The 25,659-nt window shown below is 66.7% G+C and carries 24 protein-coding genes; 17 read left to right on the top strand and 7 right to left on the bottom strand.

Features of this window, described 5'->3' with window-relative positions; genetic code table 11:
* The first annotated feature begins 6 nt into the window (after positions 1-6).
* The 4 genes from ACI6S0_RS01605 to qhpE are packed head-to-tail and all read left to right on the top strand — an operon-like array spanning position 7 to position 4,483.
* Positions 7-1,098 (top strand): hypothetical protein, encoded by a 1,092-nt coding sequence (locus ACI6S0_RS01605; RefSeq protein ID WP_434404706.1) that lies wholly within the window; start codon positions 7-9, stop codon positions 1,096-1,098.
* 34 nt (positions 1,099-1,132) lie between these two features.
* On the top strand, positions 1,133-2,125 hold the full coding sequence (locus ACI6S0_RS01610) for a hypothetical protein (protein ID WP_434404707.1): 993 nt from the start codon (positions 1,133-1,135) through the stop codon (positions 2,123-2,125).
* The gene (locus tag ACI6S0_RS01615) at positions 2,122-3,816 is read left to right on the top strand and encodes an ABC transporter ATP-binding protein (protein ID WP_434404709.1); all 1,695 of its coding nucleotides are present in this window, start codon (positions 2,122-2,124) and stop codon (positions 3,814-3,816) included. The genes ACI6S0_RS01610 and ACI6S0_RS01615 overlap by 4 nt, the downstream gene beginning before the upstream one ends.
* Positions 3,809-4,483: a subtilisin-like serine protease QhpE gene (gene qhpE, locus ACI6S0_RS01620; RefSeq protein WP_434404710.1), complete on the top strand. Its 675-nt coding sequence runs from the start codon at positions 3,809-3,811 to the stop codon at positions 4,481-4,483. The genes ACI6S0_RS01615 and qhpE overlap by 8 nt, the downstream gene beginning before the upstream one ends.
* Here qhpE and ACI6S0_RS01625 read toward each other — a convergent pair whose 3' ends face one another.
* From ACI6S0_RS01625 to ACI6S0_RS01645, 5 genes are all read right to left on the bottom strand, one after another.
* Positions 4,484-5,236, bottom strand: coding sequence for a FadR/GntR family transcriptional regulator (locus tag ACI6S0_RS01625; RefSeq protein ID WP_004210963.1), 753 nt, complete (start codon positions 5,234-5,236; stop codon positions 4,484-4,486).
* 16 nt (positions 5,237-5,252) lie between these two features.
* Positions 5,253-6,176, bottom strand: a complete 924-nt coding sequence (locus tag ACI6S0_RS01630; RefSeq protein ID WP_169861671.1) for a Gfo/Idh/MocA family protein — start codon at positions 6,174-6,176, stop codon at positions 5,253-5,255.
* Positions 6,173-7,153 (bottom strand): AraD1 family protein, encoded by a 981-nt coding sequence (gene araD1 / locus ACI6S0_RS01635; protein WP_434404711.1) that lies wholly within the window; start codon positions 7,151-7,153, stop codon positions 6,173-6,175. Before araD1 ends, ACI6S0_RS01630 begins: the two co-directional genes overlap by 4 nt.
* On the bottom strand, positions 7,150-8,727 hold the full coding sequence (locus tag ACI6S0_RS01640) for an aldehyde dehydrogenase (NADP(+)) (RefSeq protein WP_097382389.1): 1,578 nt from the start codon (positions 8,725-8,727) through the stop codon (positions 7,150-7,152). The genes araD1 and ACI6S0_RS01640 overlap by 4 nt, the downstream gene beginning before the upstream one ends.
* 158 nt (positions 8,728-8,885) lie before the next feature.
* Positions 8,886-10,688, bottom strand: coding sequence for an IlvD/Edd family dehydratase (locus ACI6S0_RS01645; protein ID WP_434404712.1), 1,803 nt, complete (start codon positions 10,686-10,688; stop codon positions 8,886-8,888).
* Between the two features lie 135 nt (positions 10,689-10,823).
* Between ACI6S0_RS01645 and ACI6S0_RS01650 the strand changes: the two genes are divergently transcribed.
* Both ACI6S0_RS01650 and ACI6S0_RS01655 read left to right on the top strand, forming a co-directional pair.
* On the top strand, positions 10,824-11,726 hold the full coding sequence (locus ACI6S0_RS01650; protein WP_434404714.1) for a 2-dehydro-3-deoxygalactonokinase: 903 nt from the start codon (positions 10,824-10,826) through the stop codon (positions 11,724-11,726).
* Positions 11,727-11,729: 3 nt separating this feature from the next.
* A complete protein-coding gene (locus ACI6S0_RS01655; protein ID WP_434404716.1) occupies positions 11,730-12,362 on the top strand; it encodes a 2-dehydro-3-deoxy-6-phosphogalactonate aldolase in 633 nt (210 codons plus the stop codon).
* A 4-nt stretch (positions 12,363-12,366) separates the two neighbouring features.
* Here ACI6S0_RS01655 and ACI6S0_RS01660 read toward each other — a convergent pair whose 3' ends face one another.
* Positions 12,367-14,409: an ATP-binding protein gene (locus tag ACI6S0_RS01660; protein ID WP_434404717.1), complete on the bottom strand. Its 2,043-nt coding sequence runs from the start codon at positions 14,407-14,409 to the stop codon at positions 12,367-12,369.
* Positions 14,410-14,543: 134 nt separating this feature from the next.
* On the opposite strand from ACI6S0_RS01660, the gene ACI6S0_RS01665 reads away from it, so the two are divergent.
* The 7 genes from ACI6S0_RS01665 (at position 14,544) to ACI6S0_RS01695 (ending at position 21,067) form a co-directional block, all read left to right on the top strand.
* Complete coding sequence (locus ACI6S0_RS01665; RefSeq protein WP_434404718.1) at positions 14,544-15,587, top strand: COX15/CtaA family protein; 1,044 nt, start codon at positions 14,544-14,546, stop codon at positions 15,585-15,587.
* Entirely contained in the window at positions 15,584-15,913 is a 330-nt protein-coding gene (cutA, locus tag ACI6S0_RS01670) for a divalent-cation tolerance protein CutA (RefSeq protein ID WP_434404719.1), read from the top strand. Before ACI6S0_RS01665 ends, cutA begins: the two co-directional genes overlap by 4 nt.
* A complete protein-coding gene (locus ACI6S0_RS01675; protein ID WP_434404720.1) occupies positions 15,910-16,701 on the top strand; it encodes a hypothetical protein in 792 nt (263 codons plus the stop codon). Before cutA ends, ACI6S0_RS01675 begins: the two co-directional genes overlap by 4 nt.
* A gap of 130 nt (positions 16,702-16,831) precedes the next feature.
* Positions 16,832-17,311 carry a 50S ribosomal protein L13 gene (gene rplM / locus ACI6S0_RS01680; protein WP_004210974.1) on the top strand — a complete coding sequence of 160 codons (480 nt, stop codon included), beginning with the start codon at positions 16,832-16,834 and terminating at the stop codon, positions 17,309-17,311.
* Positions 17,311-17,847 carry a 30S ribosomal protein S9 gene (gene rpsI, locus ACI6S0_RS01685; protein WP_004210975.1) on the top strand — a complete coding sequence of 179 codons (537 nt, stop codon included), beginning with the start codon at positions 17,311-17,313 and terminating at the stop codon, positions 17,845-17,847. The genes rplM and rpsI overlap by 1 nt, the downstream gene beginning before the upstream one ends.
* 184 nt (positions 17,848-18,031) lie before the next feature.
* Positions 18,032-20,797, top strand: a complete 2,766-nt coding sequence (locus ACI6S0_RS01690; RefSeq protein ID WP_434405891.1) for a DUF3857 domain-containing protein — start codon at positions 18,032-18,034, stop codon at positions 20,795-20,797.
* A gap of 87 nt (positions 20,798-20,884) precedes the next feature.
* The gene (locus ACI6S0_RS01695) at positions 20,885-21,067 is read left to right on the top strand and encodes a CsbD family protein (protein ID WP_004210977.1); all 183 of its coding nucleotides are present in this window, start codon (positions 20,885-20,887) and stop codon (positions 21,065-21,067) included.
* A gap of 159 nt (positions 21,068-21,226) precedes the next feature.
* Here ACI6S0_RS01695 and ACI6S0_RS01700 read toward each other — a convergent pair whose 3' ends face one another.
* A complete protein-coding gene (locus tag ACI6S0_RS01700) occupies positions 21,227-22,594 on the bottom strand; it encodes an alanine/glycine:cation symporter family protein (protein ID WP_037509730.1) in 1,368 nt (455 codons plus the stop codon).
* 93 nt (positions 22,595-22,687) lie between these two features.
* Here ACI6S0_RS01700 and glmM point away from each other — a divergent pair, with 93 nt between their 5' ends.
* From glmM to ACI6S0_RS01720, 4 genes are read left to right on the top strand one after another with little or no spacing between them, the layout of a single operon-like run.
* Positions 22,688-24,028, top strand: a complete 1,341-nt coding sequence (glmM, locus tag ACI6S0_RS01705; RefSeq protein ID WP_004210979.1) for a phosphoglucosamine mutase — start codon at positions 22,688-22,690, stop codon at positions 24,026-24,028.
* Positions 24,028-24,252, top strand: a complete 225-nt coding sequence (locus ACI6S0_RS01710) for a DUF1272 domain-containing protein (protein WP_004210980.1) — start codon at positions 24,028-24,030, stop codon at positions 24,250-24,252. Before glmM ends, ACI6S0_RS01710 begins: the two co-directional genes overlap by 1 nt.
* On the top strand, positions 24,249-25,010 hold the full coding sequence (gene thiD / locus ACI6S0_RS01715; protein ID WP_434404721.1) for a bifunctional hydroxymethylpyrimidine kinase/phosphomethylpyrimidine kinase: 762 nt from the start codon (positions 24,249-24,251) through the stop codon (positions 25,008-25,010). The genes ACI6S0_RS01710 and thiD overlap by 4 nt, the downstream gene beginning before the upstream one ends.
* On the top strand, positions 25,003-25,602 hold the full coding sequence (locus ACI6S0_RS01720; protein ID WP_434404722.1) for a ribonuclease HII: 600 nt from the start codon (positions 25,003-25,005) through the stop codon (positions 25,600-25,602). The genes thiD and ACI6S0_RS01720 overlap by 8 nt, the downstream gene beginning before the upstream one ends.
* Positions 25,603-25,659 lie beyond the last annotated feature (57 nt).

Raw genomic sequence — 25,659 nt, forward strand, 5'->3', positions numbered from 1 at the left:
CGCGCGATGCAGAAAATCCGCTTCGTCCTGGCGGCGGGCCTCGCCGCGCTGGCGACCATCCCCACCCATGCCGCGACCCTGTTCATGGGCGCCTATCCCGACGTCCTGCTGGTCTTTGACGAGGGCAAGGGCGCGGTGACGCAGAAGATCAAGCTGGACACCGGCCTGCCGACCGCCATGAGCCTGTCGGACGATGGCAAGCGCATCTATGTGTCGACCATCACGACGAGCGGGATCGAGGTGATCGACGCCGCCAGCCGGCAGGTGGTGAGCAAGTTCAGCCTGAACGATGGCCCCAACCGAGTGCGCTTCTATGGCGGTGTGGTGGACCCGGCAGGCCGCTATTTCTACACGATCATCACCAGGATCGACAAGGAAATGGACCGCTACAAGGTCAGCAAGCCGCTCTATGGCGTCATTGACCTGAAGCTCGGCAAGCTGGTGCGCACCGCCGAGATCGAGAAGGATGATGAAAAGGCGATCGGCGGCTATCGCGTCGCCTTCAAGGTGTCGGGCGACGGCAAATATCTCTACGCCTTTGGCGAGAAGGTGATCGTCATCGACACCGCGACATTGAAGGCCACCGACCGCATCGATCTCGCCCGGCCCGAAGGCACGGGGCTGGAGAATGTCGGCTTTGGCGGATCGCTCGAAACGCTGCGCACGCCCGGCCAATATGTGTCGCTGTTCAACGCGGCCGACCCCTATATCCACAGCAAGATGTTCGGCCTGGCCCGGTTCGACCTTAATAGCCGCCAGTTCGACTTCACCCCGATCGGTCCGGCGCCGGCCGCGATGGCGGGGCTGGAAATCACGCCCGACGGCAAGCAGGCCTATACCGTCGTCACCAACGGCACGTTAGGATCGAAGCGGTGTGAGTTCTGGCACATGGACCTTTCCACCAACGCGGTGGTGGACAAGGCGGAATTCCCCTGCCGATCGCGCTTCCGCTTCGGCATGTCGATGGATGGGGCCAAGCTCTATATCTACGGCGCCAGCTTCGACATCGAAGTCTATGACGCGAAGACGCTGAAACTCGAAGCCACCTGGGATCTGGGCAATGACGCGACCGGCGCTGGCATGGTGGCGGTGCCGTGAGGGTGATGCGTTTTTCCTCCGGGATGCTGGAGGCATGAGGTCTGTGGCCATCCGGGGCAGCGGGATGGCCGCCAATGCCTGCGCGCATCTGCTGAAAGGGGCGGGGCTTCGGGTTGCGATCGAAGCCACCTATCGCCCGCCGGTGCCCAGCCTGTTGTTGAGCGAGGCGGCGCTGGCCTTGATCCGCGACCTGTTTGCGCGACCGGACCTGTTCGCCGACGCGCCGCGCGTGCGTCGCCGGCTGGTCGCCTGGGGCAGAGCGCCGGTGATGGTGCCGCATGAGGCTGTGCTGGCGTCGGAAACAATGGTGCAGGCGGCGCTCGCCGTGCCCGACGAAGCGCCGATGGCCGCGCCCGATTTCACCATCCATGCCGCGCCGCCGCTGCCGATGGGCGAGCTGCATGTCTTTGGCGAGCGCCATGCCGTCGCCGCCCGTGTGCGGCTGCGCGATCCGGCCTGCCGCGAAGAAGGGCGGGTCGAGGCGGTCGAGAGCGGCTGGCTATTCCTGGTGCCGGCGGACGGGGAAGAGGGCTGGCTGCTGGGCGTTGGTGGCGAAATCGACGCGCTGTTGGCGCAGAGCCGGCTGATCGCGCCGGTGGTCGATCCGATCGGCGGATCGTCGCGCCCCTTTCTGGCCGCGCCGCGCCTGCATTTGCCGCTGGTCGGCGATGACTGGCTGGCCTGCGGCACGGCGGCGATCGGCTTCGATCCGATCTGTGGCGATGGGACGGCCCAGTCGGTGCGCGAGGCGATATTGGCCAGCGCGGTGCTGACGGGCATCGCGCAAGGCGGCGACCGGGCCGCTTTGCTCGGCCATTATCGGGCGATGCTGATCGCGGCGATGCGCCGGCATCTGCTGCTCTGCGCCCAATTTTATGCCGATGGCGGGCGGGGCGAGTGGTGGCGGGCGCAGCATGACGCACTGATGCAGGGGCATCGCTGGTGTACCGGGCTGCTGGCGAAGCTGCCCGAGCCGCAATATGCGCTGCATGGCCTGCGGCTGGTGCCACGGCGGGCGGCGGCATGAGCGCGCCTGTTGCCGAATGGCGCAGCTATCGCCGGCTGCTGCCCTATATCCGGCCCTATCGGCGCGGGCTGTTGCTGGTGCTGGCGATCAGCATCCTGTCGACCGCGCTGGGACTGGCGCAGCCCTATCTGTCCAAGCTGATGATCGATCAGGCGCTGCTGCGGCGGGACATGGGGGCGCTGTGGCGGATTGCCGGCATCATGATTACGGTCACGATACTGGGTTTCGGCGTCAACATCCTTGCGAGCTATCGCTATGTCCGGCTGTCGGCGGCGATGCTCTATGACATGCGCGCTGCGCTGCTGCGCCATCTCCAGACGCTCTCGCCGCGCTTCTATGCCAGTTTCCGGCTGGGCGATCTCGTCTCGCGCATGAACAGCGATGTGAGCGACGTGCAGCGGATCGCGTCCGACACTCTGCTCTCCGTGGTCAGCAACCTGCTCTTCTTCATCGGCTGCGTCGCGATGATGCTCTGGCTCGACTGGCGGCTGTTCCTGGTCGGGGTGCTGCTGGTGCCGGCCAGTCTGGTGGCCTTCACTTATTATCAGCGGCGGCTGACCGCGCTGACCCGCGACATGCGCGAGCGGGGCGCGGATCTCGGCAGCCTGCTGGTCGATACGGTGATGGGCATGCGCGTCGTCACCGCATTGCGCGCCGGCGAGCATGAGGTCGGGCGCTTCAAGGCGAAGAATGACGCCTTTGTCGGCGCGATGCTGCGGATGCAGGTCGCCTCCTACATGACCGGGGCGCTGCCCGGCACGCTGATGACCGGGGCGACCTCTGCCGTGATCCTCTATGGCGGCTGGCGGATCATCGAGGGCGACATGAGCATCGGTACGCTGGTCGCCTTCATGACCTATCATATGCGGCTGCTGTCGCCGATCCAGACACTGATGGGTCTGACGTCGGGCCTTGCTTCAGCGCGGGTGTCGCTGGGGCGGATCTTCGAGCTTTTCGACACCCGGCCCGATGTCGAGGAGCGGGCCGATGCCGCGCCGATCGGCCGGGTGCGCGGCGACATCCGCTTCGAACAGGTGGCGATGCGCTATGATCGCGATCCGGTGCTGCGCGACATGGACCTGTCCATCCCCGCCGGCAGTATCTGCGCCATCCTCGGGCCGAGCGGCGTCGGCAAGTCGACCATGGCCGACCTGATGGTGCGCCATGCCGATCCCACCGGGGGACGCATCCTGCTCGACGGCCATGATCTGCGCGACCTGCGGCTCGACGATCTGCGGCGCGAGGTGATGCTGGTTGACCAGTCGCCCTGGCTGTTCAACGACAGTATCGCCGCCAATATCGGCTTTGCCCTGCCGGATGTGCGGACCGCGGATATCGAGGCCGCCGCCCATGCCGCCGGGCTGGATGCGTTCCTGGCGCGCCTGCCCGAGGGGCTGGACACCCGCACGGGTGAGCGGGGGCTGGCGCTGTCGGCGGGCGAGCGGCAGCGTATCGTCATCGCCCGCGCGCTGCTGCGCCGGCCATCGGTGCTGATCCTCGACGAGCCGACGTCGGCGCTGGATGGCGAGACCGAGGCGCTGGTGGCGCAGCGGCTGCGCGGCGCGCTGCCCGATGCGACCATCATCCTCATCACCCACAAGCCGGCGCTGGCGCGGATCGCCGACCGGATCGTGACGATCACCGACGGGCAGGCGCAGGTGGCGCAACAGCCTGAGCCGGCCCATGCCTGATCTGCCGCCTGATCCGCTGCGCATCGCCGTGATCGATAGCGGCGTCCATCCCGATCATCCCCATATCGATGCCGCCCGGCTGCTGCCCGGTTATGCGATCGCCAAGGATGGGGGTGACAGCGAAGCTGACACAGGCGACCGGCTTGGCCATGGCACCGCCGTGACAGCCGCGATCCAGGATCAGGCGCCCGATGCGCTCTGCCTGCCGATCCGGGTGTTTCATGACGCGCTCAGCACCACGGCGCGGGCGCTGGTCGCGGCGATCGACCGGGCGGTGGCGGCGCAGGTGGACCTCATCAACCTCAGCCTCGGCACCGTCAATCCGGCCCATGGCGAGGCGTTTGCAGCGGTGGCGGAACGGGCGCTGGCAGCCGGCATCCTGATCGTGGCGGCACGCGATAATGACGGCACGCCCTGCTATCCCGGCAGTCTGGATATGGTCTTGGGTGTCGGCCTCGACTGGGATTGTCCGCGCGACGATTTTCGGTTGCGGGCGGGGCTGGCCTTCGCGTCGGGGCATCCCCGGCCGATCCCCGGCGTGCCTCAGCCTCGCAACCTTCATGGTGTCAGTTTCGCTGTCGCCAACATGACGGGCCTGATCGCGCGGCAGGGGCGGGCGGGGCTGGTCCGGTGGATGCCGGCCGGCGCCCGCGCAGAGGTCGGTTGATCAGGCGCCCGGTTCGCTGAGCGCAATATCCATGTCGGCAAAGGCCAGGCGCAGCAGTTCGGCCATGGCGTTGCGCGCGGCCGCCGTGTCGCGTGCGGCGATGGCGCGATGCACCGCCTGGTGATCGGGCAGGGGATCGCGCGGCAACAGCTTCTTGCGATGCTTGAAGGTGGTAGTCCAGCTGACCGCCGCGCCGACCGAACTGGCCAACGCCTCCAGCGCGTCATTATGGGTCGCGGCCAGGATGGCATTGTGGAAACGCTGGTCGGCGGCGCGTCCCTCCGGCGTGGACAGGCCATAGCGTTCCATCTCGGCGAGCGCCGCGTCCATGATCGCCAGTTGATCGTCGGTGCGGCGGCGCGCGGCAAATTCGGCCGCCGCCGGCTCGATCACGCCGCGCAGCTCGAACAGGTCGCGGATGAAGGCGCGGTCGGGTTCGCCGGCGAACATCCAGGCGAGCATTTCGGGATCGAGCACGTTCCAGCGCGCGCGCGGCAGGACACGGGTGCCGGCCTTCGGGCGGCTTTCCAGCATGCCCTTGGCAATCAGGATGCGGATCGCCTCGCGATAGGCGGTGCGCGATACGCCAAGCCGTTCCGATGCCTCGATCTCGCCCTCGAACAGGTCGCCGGGCTTGTGCCTGCCGGTCAGGATGGCGGTGCCCATGTCGCGGGCGATCGCCTGATGAATGCGGAGCGAGCCTTCGTCCGACGCGAACTTGCGTTCCGGTCCGTCCTTGCGCTCGCTCCCCATTCTACCTCCGTTGAATTTAGTCCTCAAAATCAGCCGTAGGGCAATGCCGGCCACAAAGGAAGGCATCGGCCACCAGGCGCAGCGGCGCGGTGTCGGCGTCGATCGCCTTGTCCGCCACCAGCCCGACGAAGCGCCGATACATGGTCGGATATTCCTCGTCCGGCGCCTTCAACTGGACTTCGCCGTCCAGGGTCAGCGTATTGCCGCCTTCGGACAGGAGCAGCTTGCCATTGCTGGTTTCGACCGCGATGTCCCAGGTCTGGGGACCGGTCTGGCGCCAGTCGAACACGGTGTCGATCGGCGCACCCGAAGCGGTTGCCATCGCCAGCGTCGCGCCGATCGGCGCCTGCTTGTTGGACGGCACTTCCAGTTCGGCCGACAGCAGGGTGATCGGCTCGGCAACGATTTCGGTCAGGATCGACAGGGCGTTGATGCCCGGATCGAACACGCCGAAACCGCCCGCTTCCCAGATCCAGGGCTGGCCCGGATGCCAGTGACGGACATCCTCACGCCACTGGATCGAGATGCGCTCGATCGTGCGCGACGCCATCCAGTCCTTGGCCTGGGCGACGGCGGCGGCATAGCGGCTGTGCCAGCTGGCATAGAGGGTGACGCCATTGGCCTTGGCCAGCGCGATCAGCGCATCCACTTCCGACACGGTCGCACCCGGCGGCTTTTCCAGGAAGACATGCTTGCCAGCCAGGATCGCCTGACGGGCCGCCTGATAGCGGACCTGCGGCGGCTGGCACAGGATGACGGCGTCCATGTCGGGCTCGCCCGCCAGCATCGCGCCGAGATCGGGATAATTATTCACCCCTTCGCCCTGCGCGTTGCGGCTGGCGACGGCGACCAGATCGATGCCGTCGATCTTGGCGATCGCGGGCAGATGCTGGTCGCGGGCGATCTTGCCCAGGCCTACGAGGCCGGCCTTGATGCTCATAGCGCCTTTACCTTGGTCTTGCCCTCGTCCGCTGCGCGCGTGAGGCCATTGCGGACCGGCAGGGTGAAGGGCCTGGCCTCGACCTCGAACACATCGCCTTCCTGGGTGGCGAAGCCATCGGAGAAGGAGAGGGTGGCGGTGCCGAAGAAATGGACATGAATGTCGCCGGGACGACGGAACAGACCATATTTGAAATGATGATGTTCCAGGTTCGCGATCGTGTGCGACATGTTGGTCTCACCCGACAGGAACGGCTTTTCCCACACCGTCTCGCCATTGCGGACGATGCGGCTGGTGCCGCGCAGATCCTGCGGCAGGTCGCCCAGCAGCAGTTCCGGGCCGAGTGAGGCCTGGCGCAGCTTGGAGTGGGCGAGCCACAGATAATTGCCGCGTTCGGTGATGTGATCGGAAAATTCATTGCCGATCGCAAAGCCCAGACGCACCGGCGTGCCGTCGGCGTCGATCAGGTAGATGCCGGCGACTTCGGGTTCCTCGCCACCATCCTCGGCAAAGGCCGGCATGGTGAAGTCCTGGCCCGGATCGACCAGGATCTGGCCGTCGCCCTTGTAGAACCATTCGGGCTGCGCGCCGATGCCGTCATCGGCCGGCTTGCCGCCCTCGACGCCCATCAGGAACATGCGCATGGAGTCGGTGAGGTCGCCCGAGGTGGCGGCCTTGTGCATCTTGTCGCGCCCTTCGGCCGAGCCGAGATGGGTCAGCCCGGTGCCGGCGACCAGCAGATGCGCGGCATCCTCATGGTCGATCGGCGAGAGCAGGGTGACGGCGGTCAGGTCCACCGCATCGCCCAGCTTGCCTTCCGCAAAGGCGGCCAGGCTCTGGCCCGCCGCGATCGCGTCCAGCGCCAGCTGGCGGGTGGAGCTTGCGCCCATCACCCGCTTCGCCGCGCCGGTCTGGTCGAGGGCGGCGACGCCGCGCGTGCCACCCTCGTTGAACTGAACCAGCGAAATGACGGTCACTGCGCCAGCTCCAGCTTGCCTTCCATGCGGCGGTTGAGCTTCCAGGGGTTGGCCGCCTGCAGCGCCGGCGGCAGCACGGCGTCGACGACGTCCTGATAGCAGACCGGACGCAGGAAGCGCATCATCGCCAGCGTGCCGACCGAGGTGGTGCGGCCGTCCGAGGTCGACGGGAATGGACCGCCATGGACCATGGCATGGGTCACTTCGACGCCGGTCGGCCAGCCATTGGCGAGCACACGGCCAACCTTGCGCGACAGCGTCGGCAGCAGCTTGGCGGCATTGTCATTGTCGCTTTCGTCCATCTGCAGCGTGGCGGTCAGCTGACCTTCCATCTGGGCGATGGTGGCGATCACTTCCTCGATCGTGGCGCACTTCACCAGGATCGACGAGGAACCGAACACTTCATGCGACAGCGCCGGGTTGGTGCGGAACTGTTCGCCGCTGGTGGCGAACAGGGCCGACTGGGCCAGGTTCACGCCTTCGGCTTCGGCACCGCGCGCGACTGTGGTGACGCCTTCCGCGCCGGCCAGCGCCTCGACGCCCTTTTCATAGGCGGCGTGGATGCCCGGCGTCAGCATGACATGGGGCTGGTTGGCCGACAGGGCCGTTGCCGCCGAGGCGACGAAACGGTCGAGATCGGGGCTGTCGAGCGCGATCACCATGCCGGGGTTGGTGCAGAACTGGCCAGCGAACAGGCTCAGCGAACCGACGAAGGCGGTGCCCAGCGCTTCGGCGCGGGCCGCGAGCGCGCCCGGCAGCAGCACGACCGGGTTGATCGACGACATTTCCGAATAGACCGGGATCGGCTCTTCGCGGTTGGCGGCGATCTTCATCAGCGCAATGCCGCCGCCGCGCGAACCGGTGAAGCCGACCGCCTTGATGCGGGGATCGGCGACCAGCGCGCCGCCCAGATCATTGGTGGTGCCGGGCAGGTAGGAGAAGACGCCTTCATGCAGGCCGCTGGCCTTGACCGCGGCGGCGATGGCGCGGGCGACCAGTTCGCCGGTGCCGGGGTGGGCCGGGTGGCCCTTCACGACGACCGGGCAGCCGGCGGCGAAGGCCGATGCGGTGTCACCGCCCGCGACCGAGAAGGCGAGCGGGAAGTTGGACGCGCCGAACACGGCGACCGGGCCGACGGCATGGTTGACGCGGCGCAGGTCGCTGCGGGGCAGCGGGGTGCGTTCCGGCAGCGCCTTGTCGATGGTGACGTCGAGCCAGTCGCCCTGGCGGACATAGGAAGCGAACAGGCGCAGCTGGCCGACGGTGCGGCCACGCTCGCCTTCCAGGCGGCCACGCGGCAGGCCGGTTTCGCTCATGGCGGTGGTGATCAGCAGGTCGCCGATTTCCATGATCTGGTCGGCCACGGCTTCCAGGAAGGCCGCGCGGGTTTCGGGAGACAGGGTCGAGAAGCCCTCGAACGCGCTGTCGGCCAGCGCGCAGGCGTCGGCGACATCGGCGGTCGAGGCGTTGTGGAAGGCGACGTCGCCCTTGGCGCCGGTCGACGGATCGACCGCGAAGAAGGGCTCACCACCGGTGCGCTCGGCAGCACCGACCAGAATGGCTCCGTTGAACATGGATATCTCCCGAAATGTCGTGGAAAGGGGGTAATATTTGCCGGAACGGCGCGCCCATCAGATGGGGACGAGGGGACGCAATTTCGAGCATCGCTGCACGGAAATTACGTCCTGTTGCCTCCTTTGAATGACGCGCCGTTTACCGGATCAATGCCAAATCAGTGGTTGTCGCGCGGCAGGCCCATGGTCTGGGCGATGCGCTGATATTTCTCTGCACCTTCCAGGATCGCGCCAGTGTTCATTTGACCGACGACCGAGCGCTGGATTTCCTGCCAGGGGGTCTGCGAGGCGGGATATTTGTAACCGCCTTCGGCGATCAGCTTGGCGCGGCGGGCTTCCAGTTCCTCGTCGGAAATCAGCACGTTCACGACACCTTTTTTCAGGTCCATGCGGACGCGGTCGCCGGTTTCCAGCAGGGCAAGGCCACCCATCGCCGCCGCTTCGGGCGAGGCGTTGAGGATCGACGGGCTGCCCGAGGTGCCCGACTGACGGCCATCGCCGATGCAGGGCAGGGCCGACACGCCTTCGGTGATGAGATAGGCGGGCGGACGCATGTTCACGACCTCGGCCGCGCCCGGATAGCCGATCGGGCCGGCGCCACGCATGAACAGCAGCGTGTCGGCGGTGATGCCGACCGACGGATCGTCGATGCGGTGGTGATAATCTTCCGGACCGTCGAACACGACCGCCGGGCCTTCGAAGGCTTCCGGATCATCAGGGTTCGACAGGTAACGCATGCGAAATTCTTCGCTGATGACGCTGGTCTTCATGACCGCTTCGTCGAACAGGTTGCCGGTCAGCACCAGGAAGCCGGCTTCCTGCTTGAGCGGCTGGCCGAAGGGACGGATGACCTTTTCATCCTCGATCTCCACGCCCTTGCAATTTTCGCCCATGGTCTTGCCATTGACGGTCATCGCGCCTTCCTTGATCAGGCCCTGGTCGATCAGCTGGCTGATGACGGCGGGCAGGCCGCCGGCGCGGTAATAATCCTCGCCCAGATATTCGCCGGCCGGCTGCATGTTGACCAGCAGCGGCACCTTGTGACCGACGGTTTCCCAATCCTTGAGCGGCAGGTCGACGCCCATGTGGCGGGCGATGGCGGCCAGGTGGATCGGCGCGTTGGTCGAACCGCCGATCGCCGAGTTGGCGACGATGGCGTTGTGGAAGGCGTCGAGCGTCATGATGTCGGAGGGCTTCAGGTCCTCATGCACCATTTCGACGATGCGCTTGCCGGTGCGATAGGCGGCTTCCTGACGGTCGCGATAGGGGGCGGGGATCGCCGCGCTGCCCGGCAGCATCATGCCCAGCGCTTCGGCGAGCGCGTTCATGGTGCTGGCGGTGCCCATGGTGTTGCAGAAGCCGGTCGACGGCGCCGACGATGCGACCAGCTTGATGAAGCCTTCATCGTCGATCTTGCCGGCGGCCAGCAGTTGGCGGCCATGCCACACGATCGTGCCCGAACCGGTGCGCTCGCCCTTGTGCCAGCCATTGAGCATCGGGCCGACCGACAGGGCGATCGCCGGAATGTTGACGGTGGCGGCGGCCATCAGCAGCGCCGGGGTGGTCTTGTCGCAGCCGCTGGTCAGGATCACGCCGTCGAGCGGATAGCCATACATGGCTTCGACCAGGCCCAGATAGGCGAGGTTGCGGTCAAGGCCGGCGGTCGGGCGCTTGCCGGTTTCCTGGATCGGGTGGACCGGGAATTCGAGTGCGATGCCGCCCATTTCGCGAATGCCTTCGCGCATGCGCTCGGCCAGCACGAGGTGATGGCGGTTGCAGGGCGACAGGTCGCTGCCGGTCTGGGCGATGCCGATGATCGGCTTGCCGCTGCGCAGTTCCTCAAGGCTGAGGCCGAAGTTCAGGTAGCGCTCCAGATAGAGCGAGGTCATGTCGATATTGTCTGGGTTGTCGAACCAGGCGCGGCTACGCAGCTTGGGAGTAGGCTTGGACGAATCGCTCATGTGGGCATCCTGACACTTTGAAAAGGCTTGGCACGTTGACGCGCTTGCCTCTCCGATATACTCAGACAAATAACTTTTCAAGGATACAAAGAGAGGGAAAGTGCGGTTGAACGCGAAAAATCGGACGGGTCATCGATGAGCGACTATGCAGTGATCGGCGACTGGGGGACCAGCAATCTGCGGCTGTTCCGGGTGGAAGCGGGGCGGATCGTGGCGCGCCGCGACGGGCCGGGCATCGGCGTGGTCGGCCGCGAGGCGGAAGCCGCCTTTGCCGAGGCGATCGCCCCCTGGCTGGAGGACGGCATGCCGACATCGATCCGCCTGTGCGGCATGGTGGGCGCGCGCGACGGCTGGGTCGAGGCGCCCTATGCCGATTGCCCGGCCGACGCCGATAGCTGGGCAGAGGTTGCCGTGCGCTTCGACTGGCGCGGCGCGCCGCTGGCGATCATGGCGGGCCTCGCCTGCACCGGCGCCGATGGCATTGCCGATGTTATGCGCGGCGAGGAGGCGCAGATTTTCGGCGCGATGGCGCTCGATCCGCGGCTCGCCACTGGCCGTCACCTGATCGTGCTGCCCGGCACCCACAGCAAATGGACGCTGGTGGAGGATGGCCGGGTGATCCGCTTCCGCACCGTGCCGACCGGCGAACTGTTCGCGCTGCTGCGGGATCGTTCGACGCTGAGCCCCAATATCGCCGCCGCCGATGCCGATCCGGCAGAGGAGGCGGCCGGATTTGCCGAGGGGCTGGAGCGGGCCGGCGCGGGGCGGCTGCTTGCCTCCCTGTTTGCGGCGCGGGCGATGCGGCTGCGCGCCGGGCGTTCGGCCGACTGGGCGCTGGGCTATCTGTCGGGCCTTGTCATCGGCTGCGAGATTGCCGAGGCGCGCGCCGCTTTGGCCGGCGACACCGGCGTCGTCTTGATTGGTGACGCGCGGCTTTCGGATCGCTATGCCCGTGCCCTCGATGCGCAGGGCATCGCTTCGCAATCGCTGGACGGCGACGCCTGTGCGCGGGCTGGCCTTGGCTTTCTGGAGAACTGACCGATGATCCTCGACGACCTGCTGGCCGACGGCGCGCCGCCGATCGCCGCCATTCTGCGCGGCGTGAAGCCCGAAGAGGCGCTCGATATCGCCACCGCCCTGGTGGAAGCCGGCATCCGCGTGATCGAGGTGCCGTTCAATTCGCCCGATCCGCTGGTCAGCATCGCGGCGATGCAGCAGGCCTTTGGCGATCGCGCGCTGATCGGCGGCGGCACGGTGCTGACGGTCGAGGCGGTCGAGGCGCTGGCGGGCGCGGGCGGCCGCATCATGGTGACGCCCAATACCGTTCCCGAAGTGATCGCGCGCGGCGCCGAACTCGGCCTTGAACTGCTGCCCGGCTTCATGACGCCGAGCGAGGCGTTCCGCGCGGTCGAGGCCGGCGCGCGCCGGGTGAAGCTGTTCCCCGCGGCCCAGCTCGGCCCGGCCTATGTGAAGGCGGTCAAGGACGTGCTGCCCAAGCATGTCGGCGTGTGGGCCGTGGGCGGCACCGGCGCGGACACGATCGGCGACTGGCTCGCCGGTGGCTGCGAAGGGATCGGCGTGGGTGGCGCGCTCTATCGTCCGGGCGACGATGCGCTGACCGTGCGCGAACGCGCGGTCGATCTGGTCGCCGCCTGGCAGCGCGCCAAGGGCTGACCTTCTACTGGACCGGGCTTTCCACCCGGTCCAGCATATCGCGGATCTTCTCGCCTAGCGCCCTGTAGGTGAAGGGCTTGGTCAGCAGCTCGACCCCCGGATCGAGCCGGCCATGATGGATGATCGCGTTGCGGGCATAGCCGGTGGTGAACAGCACGCGTAGCCCCGGCTGCTTCGCCTTGGCGGCGCGGGCAATGTCCGCCCCGGTCATGCCACCGGGCAGCACCACGTCGGTGAACAGCAGGTCGATCGGCTCGGCTGCCGCGTCCAGCGCCGCGAGGGCGGTCGGGCCATCGCCCGCCTCGATCACGCGATAGCCTAGGTCGCGCAGCACCTCGACCGAATAGGCGCGGACATTCTCGTCATCCTCGCACACCAGGATCACCTCCTGCCCGGCCTGCGGACAGGGTGGGGGCGGGGCCTGCACCGTCTCTTCGGTCGCCACCGGCAGCAGGCCATGATAGCGCGGCAAATAGATTTTCACCGTCGTGCCATGGCCTGCCTCCGAATAGACCCGGACATGGCCGCCCGACTGTTTGACGAAGCCATAGACCATCGACAGGCCAAGGCCGGTGCCGCGTCCGACATCCTTGGTGGTGAAGAAGGGTTCGATCGCGTGGGACAGCGTGTCGGCATCCATGCCCATGCCGGTGTCCGACACGCAGATCAGCACATATTGGCCGGGCGTGATTTCCTGCTCGGTCGCGGCATAATGGCTGTCGAGATGGGTGTTGGCGACCTCGATCGTCAGCTTGCCGCCCTGCGGCATCGCGTCGCGCGCATTGACCGCGAGGTTGAGCAACGCATTTTCCATCTGGTTGACGTCGATCTCGACCGGCCAGACCCGCGGGCTCTGCACCGTTTCCACCTCGATCATCTCGCCCAGCGTCCGGTGCAGCAGGTCCGACATGCCCGCGATCAGCCGGTTGGGATCGACCCGGTCGGGGGCCAGGGGCTGGCGACGGGAGAAAGCGAGCAGCCGCTGGGTCAGTATCGCCGCCCGTTCGGCCCCGGCCATGGCATTGTCGGCGGCGCGGCGCAGGCGCGGCTGGTCGTCGGGCAGGGCGCGTTGCAGCAGGTCCAGATTGCCGGTGACGATCTGCAGCAGATTGTTGAAGTCATGCGCGACGCCGCCGGTGAGCTGGCCCAGCGTCTCCATCTTCTGCGCCTGGCGCAGCGCGGCTTCGGTTTCAGCCAGGGTCTGGGCGTCGGCGCGATGCCGGGTCACGTCGCGGGCGACGCAATAGATGAGGTCGCCCTCGGGCACGGCCGTCCAGCTGAAGATGCGATAGTCGCCCCGCTTGGTGCGGAACCGGTTTTCGAACCGCATGGTCGGATGACCATCGGCCAGATCCTGCACCTCGCCGCGCGTCCGCTTCACATCGTCGGGATGCTCCATCCATTCCGATGTGCGGCCGATCAGTTCCTCCTGCGACCAGCCCAATATGTCGGTCCATGCGGGGCTGGCGGACAGCCAGATGCCATTGCTGTCGGCGATCAGGAAGGGGTCGCGCGCCAGCGCCCAGAGGCGGTTGCGGTCGGCCCGCGCCTCGCGCTCGGCCAGCACGCGGACGGTGGTTTCGCTGACGATGCACAGCACGCCGCCGATCGACCCATCCAGTTCGAACACCGGCGAATAGGAAATGTCGAAGAAGACCTCCTCGCCCCGGCCGCCATCGCGCTCGATATAGAAAGGACGGTCCTTGGCATGGAAGGTTTCGCCCGTGTCCCGCACCGATTGCAACAGCGGGCCAAGATCATCCCACAGCTCGGCCCAGCCTTCGCGGGCCGGGCGGCCAAGCACGCGCGGATGCTTGTCGCCGATCGTGGGGGCATAGGCTTCATTATAGAGGGCGCAATAATCCGGCCCCCAGAACAGCACGATTTCCGCGCGCGACGACAACATCAGCCGCACCGTCGAGACGAGCGATGGCGACCAGTCCGAGGCGGCCCCCAGAGGCGAGGACGCGTCGATCGTCGCGGTCAGGGCGCCCATCGGCCCCTGTTCGGCGATCATGTCGGCAATGTCCCTCTGCTGGCTCATCATAACCCTGTCGTTGCAATGCGTTGGTGGGAGACGCCCGTGCGCCGATTTGTATCCCCGCGCAATGGCAGCCCCATGACCTTTTGTCCCAGTCCGTGCCTCTTGAATAGGGGGCGGCATGGGCGCATGGACCGGGCATGACACGTTCTTCCCCGACCGCGTTCAGCGCGGCTCCGCGTCCCGTTGCCATTGCCCGCTGGCTGCTCATCGTGGCGGCGCTGGTCTTCTGCATGGTGGTGGTGGGCGGCATCACGCGCCTCACCGAATCCGGCCTGTCGATCACCCAGTGGAAGCCGATCACCGGCGCGATCCCGCCCTTGACCCACGACCAGTGGATGGAGGCGTTTCGCGACTATCAGCAGATCCCCGAATATAAGGAGATCAACAAGGGCATGAGCCTGGCCGCCTTCCAGTTCATCTTCTTCTGGGAATGGCTGCACCGGCTGCTCGGCCGCCTGATCGGCGTCGCCTTTGCCCTGCCTTTGATCTGGTTCGCGGCGCGGCGGGCGATCCCGGCCGGCTATGGCTGGCGGCTGGTCGCGCTGCTGGCGCTGGGCGGGTTGCAGGGGGCGATCGGCTGGTGGATGGTGAAGTCGGGCCTGTCGGTGCGCACCGATGTCAGCCATTATCGGCTGGCGGTGCATCTGCTGACCGCGCTCTTCATCATTGGCGGGCTGATCTGGACTGCGCTCGACCTGCTGGCGCTGGCGCGCAATCCCTATGCCCGGCCCGCCGCATTACAGCCCTTTGCACTGGCGACCCTGCTGGTGCTGCTGGTCCAGCTGATGTTCGGCGCCTTCACCGCCGGCCTCGACGCCGGCTATGTCTCCAGCACCTGGCCGCTGATGAACGACCATCTGGTGCCCGAAGGCATCCAATGGCTCGGCTCGTTCTGGGCGACCGTCTCCAGCGATCCCTATCTGGTCCATTTCATCCACCGCTGGTGGGCCTGGGTTGCGGCGGCGATGCTGATCATCCTGGCGCGCAAGGCCAAGGCGGCGGGTCATCGCGGCGCGTCGATCGCGATCAATGCGGCGGTCGGCACGCAGGTGCTGCTGGGCATCGCCACCGTCATCAGCGGCATCGCCCTGCCGCTGGCCGTGCTGCACCAGGCAGTCGGCGCGCTGGTGGTGGCTTCTGCCGCCTGGGGCGCCCATGCGGTGGGATCGCGCCGGGCATGAGCCCTGAGCGGAACGAGCTAGTGCTGGTCTACAGCCTGTTCGGATCGGCCGAGCAGGCGCGTGCCGTCGCCCGCGCGCTGGTCGAGGAGAGGCTGGTCGCCTGCGCCAATATCCTTGGTCCCTGCACCTCCATCTATGAATGGCAGGGCAAGGTGGAAGAAGGCGCCGAAGTCCCGGTCCTGTTCAAGACCCGCGCCGACCGGCGCGACGCGCTGATGGCGCGGATCGCGCAGCTGCACGATTATGATGTGCCGGCGATCCTGGCGCTGCCGGTCGATGCCGCCCATCCGCCCTTCGCCACCTGGGTCGCGGAGCAACTGGCATGAAGCGGGTGATCGCCTTCCTGTCGCTGGCGCTCGCGTCGCCGGCACTGGCCGCCCCGGTCGCGATCGGCTTCGCGCCGCCGACCGGGCAGGATCTGCTCTATCGCATCGAACAGCATCGCCCGGTCGACGGGCGCGACAGCCTGTTCCGGGCCGATCGGATCCTACGCTTCGAAAAGGCAGGGGATGGCTATATCCTGCATGTCACGCTGCGCAGCCTGGACAGCGATGCGCCCGGTGCGGGTGCCGACGCCTATCGCGCCGCCCTGTCGCCGCTGATGGGGGTGGAGCATCGCTTCCGCCTCGATAGCCATGGCAAGATTGTCGGCCTCGACAATGTCGATGATGTTCGGGCGATGATGGAAAAGGCGCTCAATGCCATGATCGCCAGGGCGCCAGAGGGCAGTGCGGGGCAGCGCACGGCGAAGAATGTCCTGACCCTGCTGGATGGTCTCACGCCCGAGGGACGGCTGGCGCTGCTGTCGGGCGAGGTGCAGCCGTTGCTGCTGTTCGTTGACAGCGAAGTTGACGATGCCAGGCCGCGTGGCGTGCGCACCATGGCTGGCCCGCCGCTGGGCCGCGCCGTCGCGGTGGAGGGCGAGTCCACCGTTGCCGCCCATGACGGCAACCGCCTGACCTTGCAGGAGGATCTGCAGGGGGAGGGCGCCCATGTCGCGATGCGCTATATCGTGTCGGCGCAGACGGGACTGGTCGATGCGCAGGAGCGCAGGCTGACTCTGGGTGTCCAGACGCTGACCGAAAAGCGGAGCCTGACTGCTGCCGGCAAGTGAGTGGTATTATTTTACCCGTCGTGAAAGCCGCCGAATCTCTTGACTTGTCGGCCCCCAAACGTCATTAGCGCCCATCTTCCGGCGACCCCTGGGTAGCTGGTTCACTGTTCATTCTTGGAGAATTGGCACCATGAAGGCGCTGATGAAGACCACCAAGCCGGCAACCCCGGCAACGGTCGAAAAGAAGTGGATCCTGATCGACGCCGAAGGGCTGGTCGTGGGTCGTCTCGCTTCGACTGTGGCGAATATCCTGCGCGGCAAGCACAAGCCGAGCTTCACCCCCCATGTCGATTGCGGTGACAATGTCATCATCATCAACGCGGGCAAGGTCAAGTTCACCGGCCGCAAGCTGACCGACAAGGTTTACTACAAGCACACCGGTTATGCCGGCGGCATCAAGGAAACCACCCCCCAGAAGATCCTGGAAGGTCGTTTCCCCGAGCGCGTCCTGGAAAAGGCCGTCGAGCGTATGATCCCCCGTGGTCCGCTGGGCCGCCAGCAGATGCGCAACCTGCGCATCTTCGCCGGCACCGAGCATCCGCATGAAGCCCAGAACCCCGAAGTGCTCGACTTCGCGTCGCGCAACCGCAAGAACAAGGTGGGTGCATAATGTCCGATAACCGTCAGTCCCTGTCCGACCTCGCGTCGCTGGCCACTGCCGCTCCTGCCGCTGCCCCGGCTGCCGTCGAAGGCGAAGCGCCCGTCGCTGCCGCGCCGGTCCAGCCTTCGGCTCCGCTGCGTGCCCAGGAAATCGACGGCCTCGGCCGCGCCTATGCCACCGGCCGCCGCAAGGACGCCGTGGCCCGCGTGTGGGTGAAGCCCGGCACCGGCAAGATCACGGTCAACGGTCGCGATCAGGAAGTCTATTTCGCTCGCCCGACCCTGCGTCTGGTCATCAACCAGCCCTTCGGCGTCACCGACCGTGAAGGTCAGTATGACGTGATCGCCACCGTCAAGGGCGGCGGTCTGTCGGGCCAGGCCGGTGCGGTCAAGCACGGCATCGCCCAGGCTCTGTCGAAGTATGAGCCGGCGCTGCGCAGCGCGGTCAAGGCCGAAGGCTTCCTGACCCGCGACAGCCGCGTCGTCGAGCGTAAGAAGTACGGCAAGGCCAAGGCCCGCCGCAGCTTCCAGTTCTCGAAGCGCTAATCCGCTTCGCGACTGCCGCGAATTTCGAGAAGGGGCCGGTTTTCCGGCCCCTTTTTCTTTGCGCGTGATGCTTCCCCTTGAGCGCTTCGTCGCGATGCCATAGCCTTCGGTCAAACGGGGCTTAGTGCAAAAGGAAGTTCGGGGGGAAATGAGACATTTTGGGTGGTTGGCGGCTTCGGCGGCCATGACGGTTGTGGCGCCTGCCTTTGCCGGAGAGGTGCCGCTGTATCAGCCGGCCCCCGGCTGGATCGACAAGGCGGCGATGCCCAAGCTCGCGGCCGATGGCGATCCGCCCTCGATGATGATCCTCGACAGCCAGCAGCGGGTCGAGAAGGGTCAGTTGTGGAATTATGCCGACATCGCCACCCGCGCCGGTTCGGCCGAGGCGCTGACCCAGCTCTCTTCGCTGACGCTGCCCTGGGCGCCGGACAAGGGCGACCTCATCATCCATGAACTGTCGATCCTGCGCGGCGATCAGGTGATCGATGCGCTGGCCAGCGGCAAGAAATTCACCGTGCTGCGCCGTGAGCAGGGGCTGGAAGCGCTGCAGATCAGCGGCATCCTGACCGCGACCATGGCGGTCGAGGGGGTGCAGGTGGGCGATGTGGTGCGGCTGCGCTATTCGACCACCAGCAAGGATGATGCGCTGGGCGGCCATGTCCAGAATGTCTCGGCCCTGCCGGCCGCGCCGCTGCGGCTGGGCTATGGCCGGGTCCGCCTGCTCTGGGATGATGCGGACGCGCCGCGCTGGAAGCTGCTGGCGAGCGGCGTCGATGCCAAGCCGGTCAAGAAGGGCGGCCTTACCGAGCTGAGCTTTGCCGTGCCGCTGGCCAAGCAGCCGGAAATGCCGGCCGACGCGCCGACCCGCTTCACCCATCCGCCGCTGTTCGAACTGTCGACTTTCGCTAGTTGGGCCGATGTGTCGAAGACGATGGCGCCGCTCTATGCGACCGACGGGTTGATCGCCGATGGATCGCCGCTGGCGGGCGAACTGGCCAAGCTCAAGGCGCTGCCGGGATCGCCCAAGGAAAAGGCGGCGGCGGCGCTGCAACTGGTGCAGGACCATGTCCGCTATCTGATGGTCGGCATGAATGGCGGCAATTATGTCCCGCAGAAGCCGGCCGAGACCTGGACGCTGCGCTATGGCGACTGCAAGGCGAAGACGCTGCTGCTGCTGTCGCTGCTGCGCGGGCTGGGGATCGAGGCGGAGCCGGTGCTGGCTAGTTCGACCCTGGGCGATTCCGTGCCGGAACGGCTGCCCACGGCCGCAGCCTTCGACCATGTGCTGGTGCGTGCGGTGATCGATGGCCAGTCCTACTGGCTCGACGGCACCGGCCTGGGATCGCGGCTGGAGGATATCGGTGATACGCCGCGCTTCGGATCGGTGCTGCCGGTGCGGACCGCCGGCGCGGAACTGATACCGATCCAGACCCATGCCAATGCCCGGCCGACGATCGACGTCAGTGTCGAGGCGGACGAGAGTGGGCATGAGAAGCTGCCGACCGTGTTCGATGCCAAGGCGGTGCTGCGCGGGCAGATCGCGACGATGATCAGCACGGGCCTTGGCCAGATGGATGCCAAGCGGCGCGACGAGATGGTGCAGGGCTTTTTCAGCGAGCAGGTCGGCACCGCCCAATATAGCCAGGTCGGCGTCACCACCGATGCGGCGTCGGCCACCGTCACCTTCACCGCCCATGGCGTCACCAGCTCGCCCTGGAAGCTGAGCGACCGGCGCTATCGCCGCGACGCCAGCAAGCTGATCGACGAGATCAGCTTCGCGCCGGACCGGGCACGCCCCGCCTGGCTGGCGATTCCGGTGGCGACGAGCGCGCCGATCGGCATCCGCTATCATCTGCGCCTGCGCCTGCCCCAGGGCGGCAAGGGCTATGCGATCGAGGGCGAGCAGGGGCTCAGCAAGACGGTGGCCGGCTATGACCTGCGCCGGACCGTGCAGCTGAAGGACGGCGTGCTGGATGTCGAGGAGCGGACCGACGCCACCGGCGTCGAGATCGCGGCCGATCGCCTGCCTGACGAGCGCGACGCGCTGGCCACGGTGCAGGCGATGTCGCCGCATGTGATCGGCCCGGCCAAGCCGACCTATTTGTGGGATTACAGCCCGGCGACCATCGCCGCCTGGCCGCAGTCCAAGGCGGTCGAGGCGACCTTTGCCAAGGCGATCGCCGCCGATGCGGAGGACGCGACCGGCTATTCCAGCCGCAGCAATTTCCGCTGGGGCATCGGCGACTACAAGAATGCGCTGGTCGACCTGGACAAGGCCATCGGGATCAAGCCCGATGTCGACCTCTATCTGCAGCGCGCCTATCGCCGGTTCCAGACCGGCGACGTGACCGGCGCGCTGGCCGATGGCCGGATGGCGCGCCAGCTTGATCCGGCGTCGGGCGCGGCGGTCGGCACGGTCGCGACCTATCTGGCGGAAAGCGGCAAGCTGGACGATGCGATCGGCATGGTCGACGCAAAGATCGCGATCGGTGGCGAGGCGCGCGACGGCTATCGCAGCTTCAAGGCGACGCTGCTCGGCACCTATGGCGATCCGGCCAAGGCGATCGAGATCATCGATGCGCAACTGGCGGAAAAGCCGGGCATGACCGGGCTGTTCAACGAGCGTTGCTGGGTCAAGGGATCGCGCAATGTCGAGCTGGAGAGTGCGATGCAGGATTGCACCAAGGCGGTGGAGCTGAGTTCGGGCAGCATGGCCGCGCTCGACAGCCGGGCGATGCTGTGGTTCCGCATGGGCCGGTTCGACGATGCGCTGCGCGACCTGGACGTGGTCGTCGCGCAGGAGCCGGGCAAGGAGCCGAGCCGCTACATGCGCGGCATCGTGCTGCACCGGCTGGGCCGGGCGAGCGAGGGTGACGCGGAAATCGCGGTCGCCCGCCGCATCGATCCGCGCATCGACGCCGTCTATGCGCGCTACGGGATCAAGCCCTGATTTTGTCGTGACGCCCGCGTTTCGATGGAAACCTTTCCCCCTGTCCGATGGTTGACAGGGGGAATGCCACTTCCAAGGAGAAACCATATGGGTGAACTGACCGACAAGGTGAAGGCTGCGGGCAACAAGGCCGCCGGTGCCACGAAGGAAGCGATCGGCAAGGCCACGGATAATGAACGCCTGGAAGCCGAAGGCAAGCTGCAGAAGGCTAAGGGTACGGCCCAGGATGTGGCCGGATCGGTGAAGGGTGCGCTCGGCGACAAGATCTGACGCCCCACCGTCTGCACGAATGAAGAGGCTCCGCCGACAGGCGGGGCCTTTTTCGTTTCTGTCCTATCTGGTTAAGGCCATGCTATAAGAACGGGGCCGCTTTCCGATAGGATCGCGGCCCCGCAAGATTATGTCAGAATGTGCGGGAAATGTGCGAAGTTAAGCCTGTTCCGCCAGATAGGCCTTCACGTCGCGGCGCAGTTCGCCGGCGCACAGATAGAGGGCGATGACATTGGGGATCGCCATCAGGAAGAAGCTGCTGTCGACGATGCCGACCACTCGGCCGAGGTCGATCGCGGCGGCCGGGGGCAGGGCGACGACATAGAGGATCTTGTAGACCCACTGGGCGCGCGGCCCGTTGCCGAACAGATAGCCCCAGGCCTGAAGACCATAGAAGCCCCAGGCGACCAGTGTCGAATAGGCGAAGAGGAAGACGACGACGGCGAGCAGCCAGGGGAACCAGGGCGACACCTTGGCAAAGGCGGCCGACGTGATGGCGATGCCCTCCAGCCCGTTATTCCAGGTGCCGGCGACGACGAGCGCCAGCCCGCCCAGCGCGCAGACGATCATCGTGCCGAGCAGCGGCTCCAGCAGCGCGACAAGGCCTTCGGACACCGGATGGCGGGCGCGCGCCAGGCTGTGCGCCATCACGGCGGACCCGACGCCCGCCTCGCTGGCGAAGACCGCGCGGCGCATGCCCGCGACAAAGGCGCCGATCGCCCCGCCGGTGGCCGCATCGCTGGAAAAGGCGCCGTGCCAGATCAGCGCCAGCGCGCCGGGAATGGCGTCGGCATGCAGGATCAGGATCGCCGCGACGCCGCCCAGATAGACGGTGACCTTGAGCGGGGTCAGGCGCTTCGACACCTCGCCCAGCCAGGCCGCGCCGCCCATCGTCACCAGCGCGACGGCCGCCGCGATGAACACGCCATAGGCCCAGCCATTGGTCATGCCGGTGACGACCTTCACTTGGGCAAAGCTCTGGTTGACCTGCACCATCGGGATCGCGCCGAACAGGGCGAAGAAGGCATAGGCGCCGCCCAGCACCAGGCCGATCTTCGGCCAGCCGCGCGCTGCGCCGACGGCTTTGAGCACATACATCGGCCCGCCATGGACATGGCCGCGTTCGTCGAAGACGCGATATTTGAGGCCCAGCGTGACCTCCGCCATCTTCACCGTCATCGCGAACCAGCCGATGATGAACATCCACAGGATCGCGCCCGGCCCGCCCATGGTCAGCGCCACCGCGACCCCGGCGATATTGCCCAGGCCAATGGTGCCGGACAGGGCGGTGGAGAGCGCGCCCCACTGGCTGACATCGCCCTTCGCCTCGCCCTCATGCGGCTGGCTGCGCAGGATGCGGATCGCCCGGCCGACCTGGGTGACATTGGGGAAACCCAGCCAGATGGTGAAGAACAGCATGGGGAGCGCCAGATAGAGCACGATCAGCTCGATCTGCGCGCCGAACAGGGGAACCTTGAAGAAGACCGCGCTGGACAGCGCGTCGACGGCGGCATTGAAATTTTCCATGCGCCGGCGATGCCGGGACAGCGGTGGAAAGTCGATCAAAGATTGCTATGGGGGAGGTGAGTTTTACCCATAGCCGCCTTGGGGCAGGATCGCATGAGCAGACAATATTTCGGCACTGACGGTATTCGTGGTCGCACCAACCAGTGGCCGATGACGCCGCAACTGGCGATGAAGGTCGGCATGGCCGCGGGCACCCATTTCCAGCGCGGCAGCCATCGCCACCGGGTGGTGATCGGCAAGGATACCCGCCTGTCGGGCTATATGGTCGAAAATGCGCTGGTCGCGGGCTTCACCGCGGTCGGCATGGACGTGGTCCAGTTCGGCCCGATTCCGACGCCGGCCGTCGCCATGCTGGCCCATTCGATGCGCGCCGACCTGGGCGTCATGATCTCGGCCAGCCACAATCCCTATTATGACAATGGCATCAAGCTGTTCGGCCCGGATGGCTACAAGCTGTCGGACGAGGATGAGCTGAAGATCGAGGCGCTGCTCAATCAGGATGTGCCGCTGGCCGCGTCCAAGGATATCGGCCGCGCCCGCCGGGTCGAGGACGCGCGTGGCCGCTATATCCATGCGGTCAAGTCCAGCTTCCCCGCCGACCTGCGGCTCGACGGTCTCAAGATCGTGGTCGATTGCGCCAATGGCGCCGCCTATCAGGTTGCGCCGTCGGCCTTCTGGGAACTGGGCGCGGAAGTGGTCGCGGTCGGCGTCACGCCCAACGGCACCAATATCAATGACGGCTGCGGGTCGACCTCGCCCTTGCTGTGTCAGGAAACCGTCGTCTCCTCCGGCGCGGACATCGGCATCGCGCTGGACGGCGACGCCGACCGGCTGATCGTGGTCGATGAAAAGGGGCAGATCGTCGACGGCGACCAGATCATGGCGCTGATCGCATCCAATTTTGCGCGCGCGGGCACGCTGCGCGGCGGCGGGCTGGTGGCGACGATCATGTCGAACCTGGGCCTAGAGCGCTTCCTGACCGGGCAGGGCATCGGCCTGGAACGCACCAAGGTCGGCGACCGCTATGTGCTGGAGCGGATGCGCGAAGGCGGCTTCAATGTCGGCGGCGAACAGTCCGGTCATATGATCCTGTCCGACTATGCGACCACTGGCGACGGCACGGTGGCGGCACTGCAGGTTCTGGCTGCGCTGGTCCGGTCGGGCAAGCCCGCGAGCGAGACGCTGCACCAGTTCGATCCGGTGCCCCAATTGCTCAAGAATGTCCGCTTCGCCGGCGGCAAGCCGCTGGAGGATGAGACGGTGCAGCGCGTGATCGCCCAGGCAGAGGCGGAACTGAACGGATCGGGCCGGCTGGTCATCCGCCCGTCCGGCACCGAACCGGTGATCCGCGTCATGGCGGAAGGCGACCGCGAGGATCAGGTCAAGGATGTGGTCGAGCGCATCTGCGCCGCGGTCGAGAAGGCGGCGGCGTGATGCTTGAAATGCGACCCGATTGCGAACGTTGCGGCACCGACCTGCCGGCCGATGAACCCGGCGCGTTCATCTGTTCGTTCGAATGCACCTGGTGCGCGCCCTGTGCCGAGGCGCTGGACGATCGCTGCCCCAATTGCGGCGGGGAACTGATGGACCGGCCGACCCGGATGGGGAAGGCGCTGGCGAACAACCCCGCCTCCACGGAGCGCAAGTTCAAGGGATGAGCGTACCCCGCATTCTCATCATTGCCGGGTCGGACAGCGGCGGCGGCGCCGGTATCCAGGCGGACATCAAGACCGTGACGATGCTGGGCGGCCATGCCATGACCGCGATCACCGCGATCACCGCGCAGAACACGCTGGGCGTGCAGGGCGTCCATCCGGTGCCGACCGAGATGGTGCTGGCGCAGATGGACAGCGTGATCAGCGACATCGGCGTCGACGCGGTCAAGATCGGCATGATCGGTTCGGCGCAGACGGCTGCGGCCGTCGCAGAGCGGCTGGCATTGCTGGAAAATGTGCCGATCGTCTTCGATCCGGTGATGGTCGCGACCAGCGGGTCGCTGCTGGCCGACGATGCGACGATCGCGGCGTTCGAGCAGTTGATGGCCATCGCCACGCTGGTGACGCCCAATATCCCGGAACTGGCGGCGCTGGGCGGCGAGGAAATCGCGATCCGTTTTGCCACCCATGTGCTGGCCAAGGGCGGCCATGGCGAGGGGCCGATGCTGACCGACCGGCTGATCGGGCCTCAGGGCGTGCGCAAGGCGTGGAGCAATGCGCGGATCGACACGCGACACAGCCATGGCACCGGCTGCACCCTGGCGAGCGCGATCGCGACTGGCCTGGGGCAGGGGCTGGACCTGATCGAGGCGGTCGAGCGTGGCCGCAAATATGTGCGCGAGGCGCTGGCGCTGGCGCCGGGGCTGGGCGCGGGTCATGGCCCGATGGGCAATCCCTTCGGCTTTCACGCCTATGCCTGATTTCGCGTATGAACTGATCCATCATCCCGGCCTGGTCGCCGGGGTGGATGAGGCCGGGCGCGGGCCGCTGGCGGGGCCGGTGGTCGCGGCGGCCGTGATCCTGCGACAGGAGGATTGCCCCGAGGGCCTCAATGATTCCAAGAAGCTGACCGCCAAAAAGCGGGCCGCGCTGGAGGGGGAGATCAAGGCCCGCGCGCTGTGCTGGGGCCTTGGCGTCGCGAGCGTAGCCGAGGTCGACGAACTCAACATATTATGGGCGACGATGCTGGCCATGACCCGCGCGGTGGAGGCGCTGGGGCAGGATTGCGCCCATATACTGGTCGATGGCAATCGTTGTCCCAACTGGCGCTGGCCCTCGACCGCGGTGGTGGAGGGCGACGCCAAATGCCTGTCGATCGCTGCCGCATCGATCCTGGCCAAGGAAGAGCGCGACCGGATCATGATCGCGGCCGCCGCCGAGCATCCGCATTATGGGTGGGAGAGCAACAAGGGCTATGGCAGTGCCAAGCATATGGCGGCGCTGCGTGAGCATGGGCCGACCCCGTTGCACCGGCGCAGTTTTTCGCCGGTGGCGCAACTGCTGCTGATCTGACGATGCTGTCCCGTCGCGGGGCGGGATGGGGATGATTTGAGGGCTGGCGCGGGTGGG

Source organism: Sphingobium sp. DN12 (assembly GCF_051058005.1).
GTDB classification, from domain to species: Bacteria; Pseudomonadota; Alphaproteobacteria; order Sphingomonadales; family Sphingomonadaceae; genus Sphingobium; species Sphingobium yanoikuyae.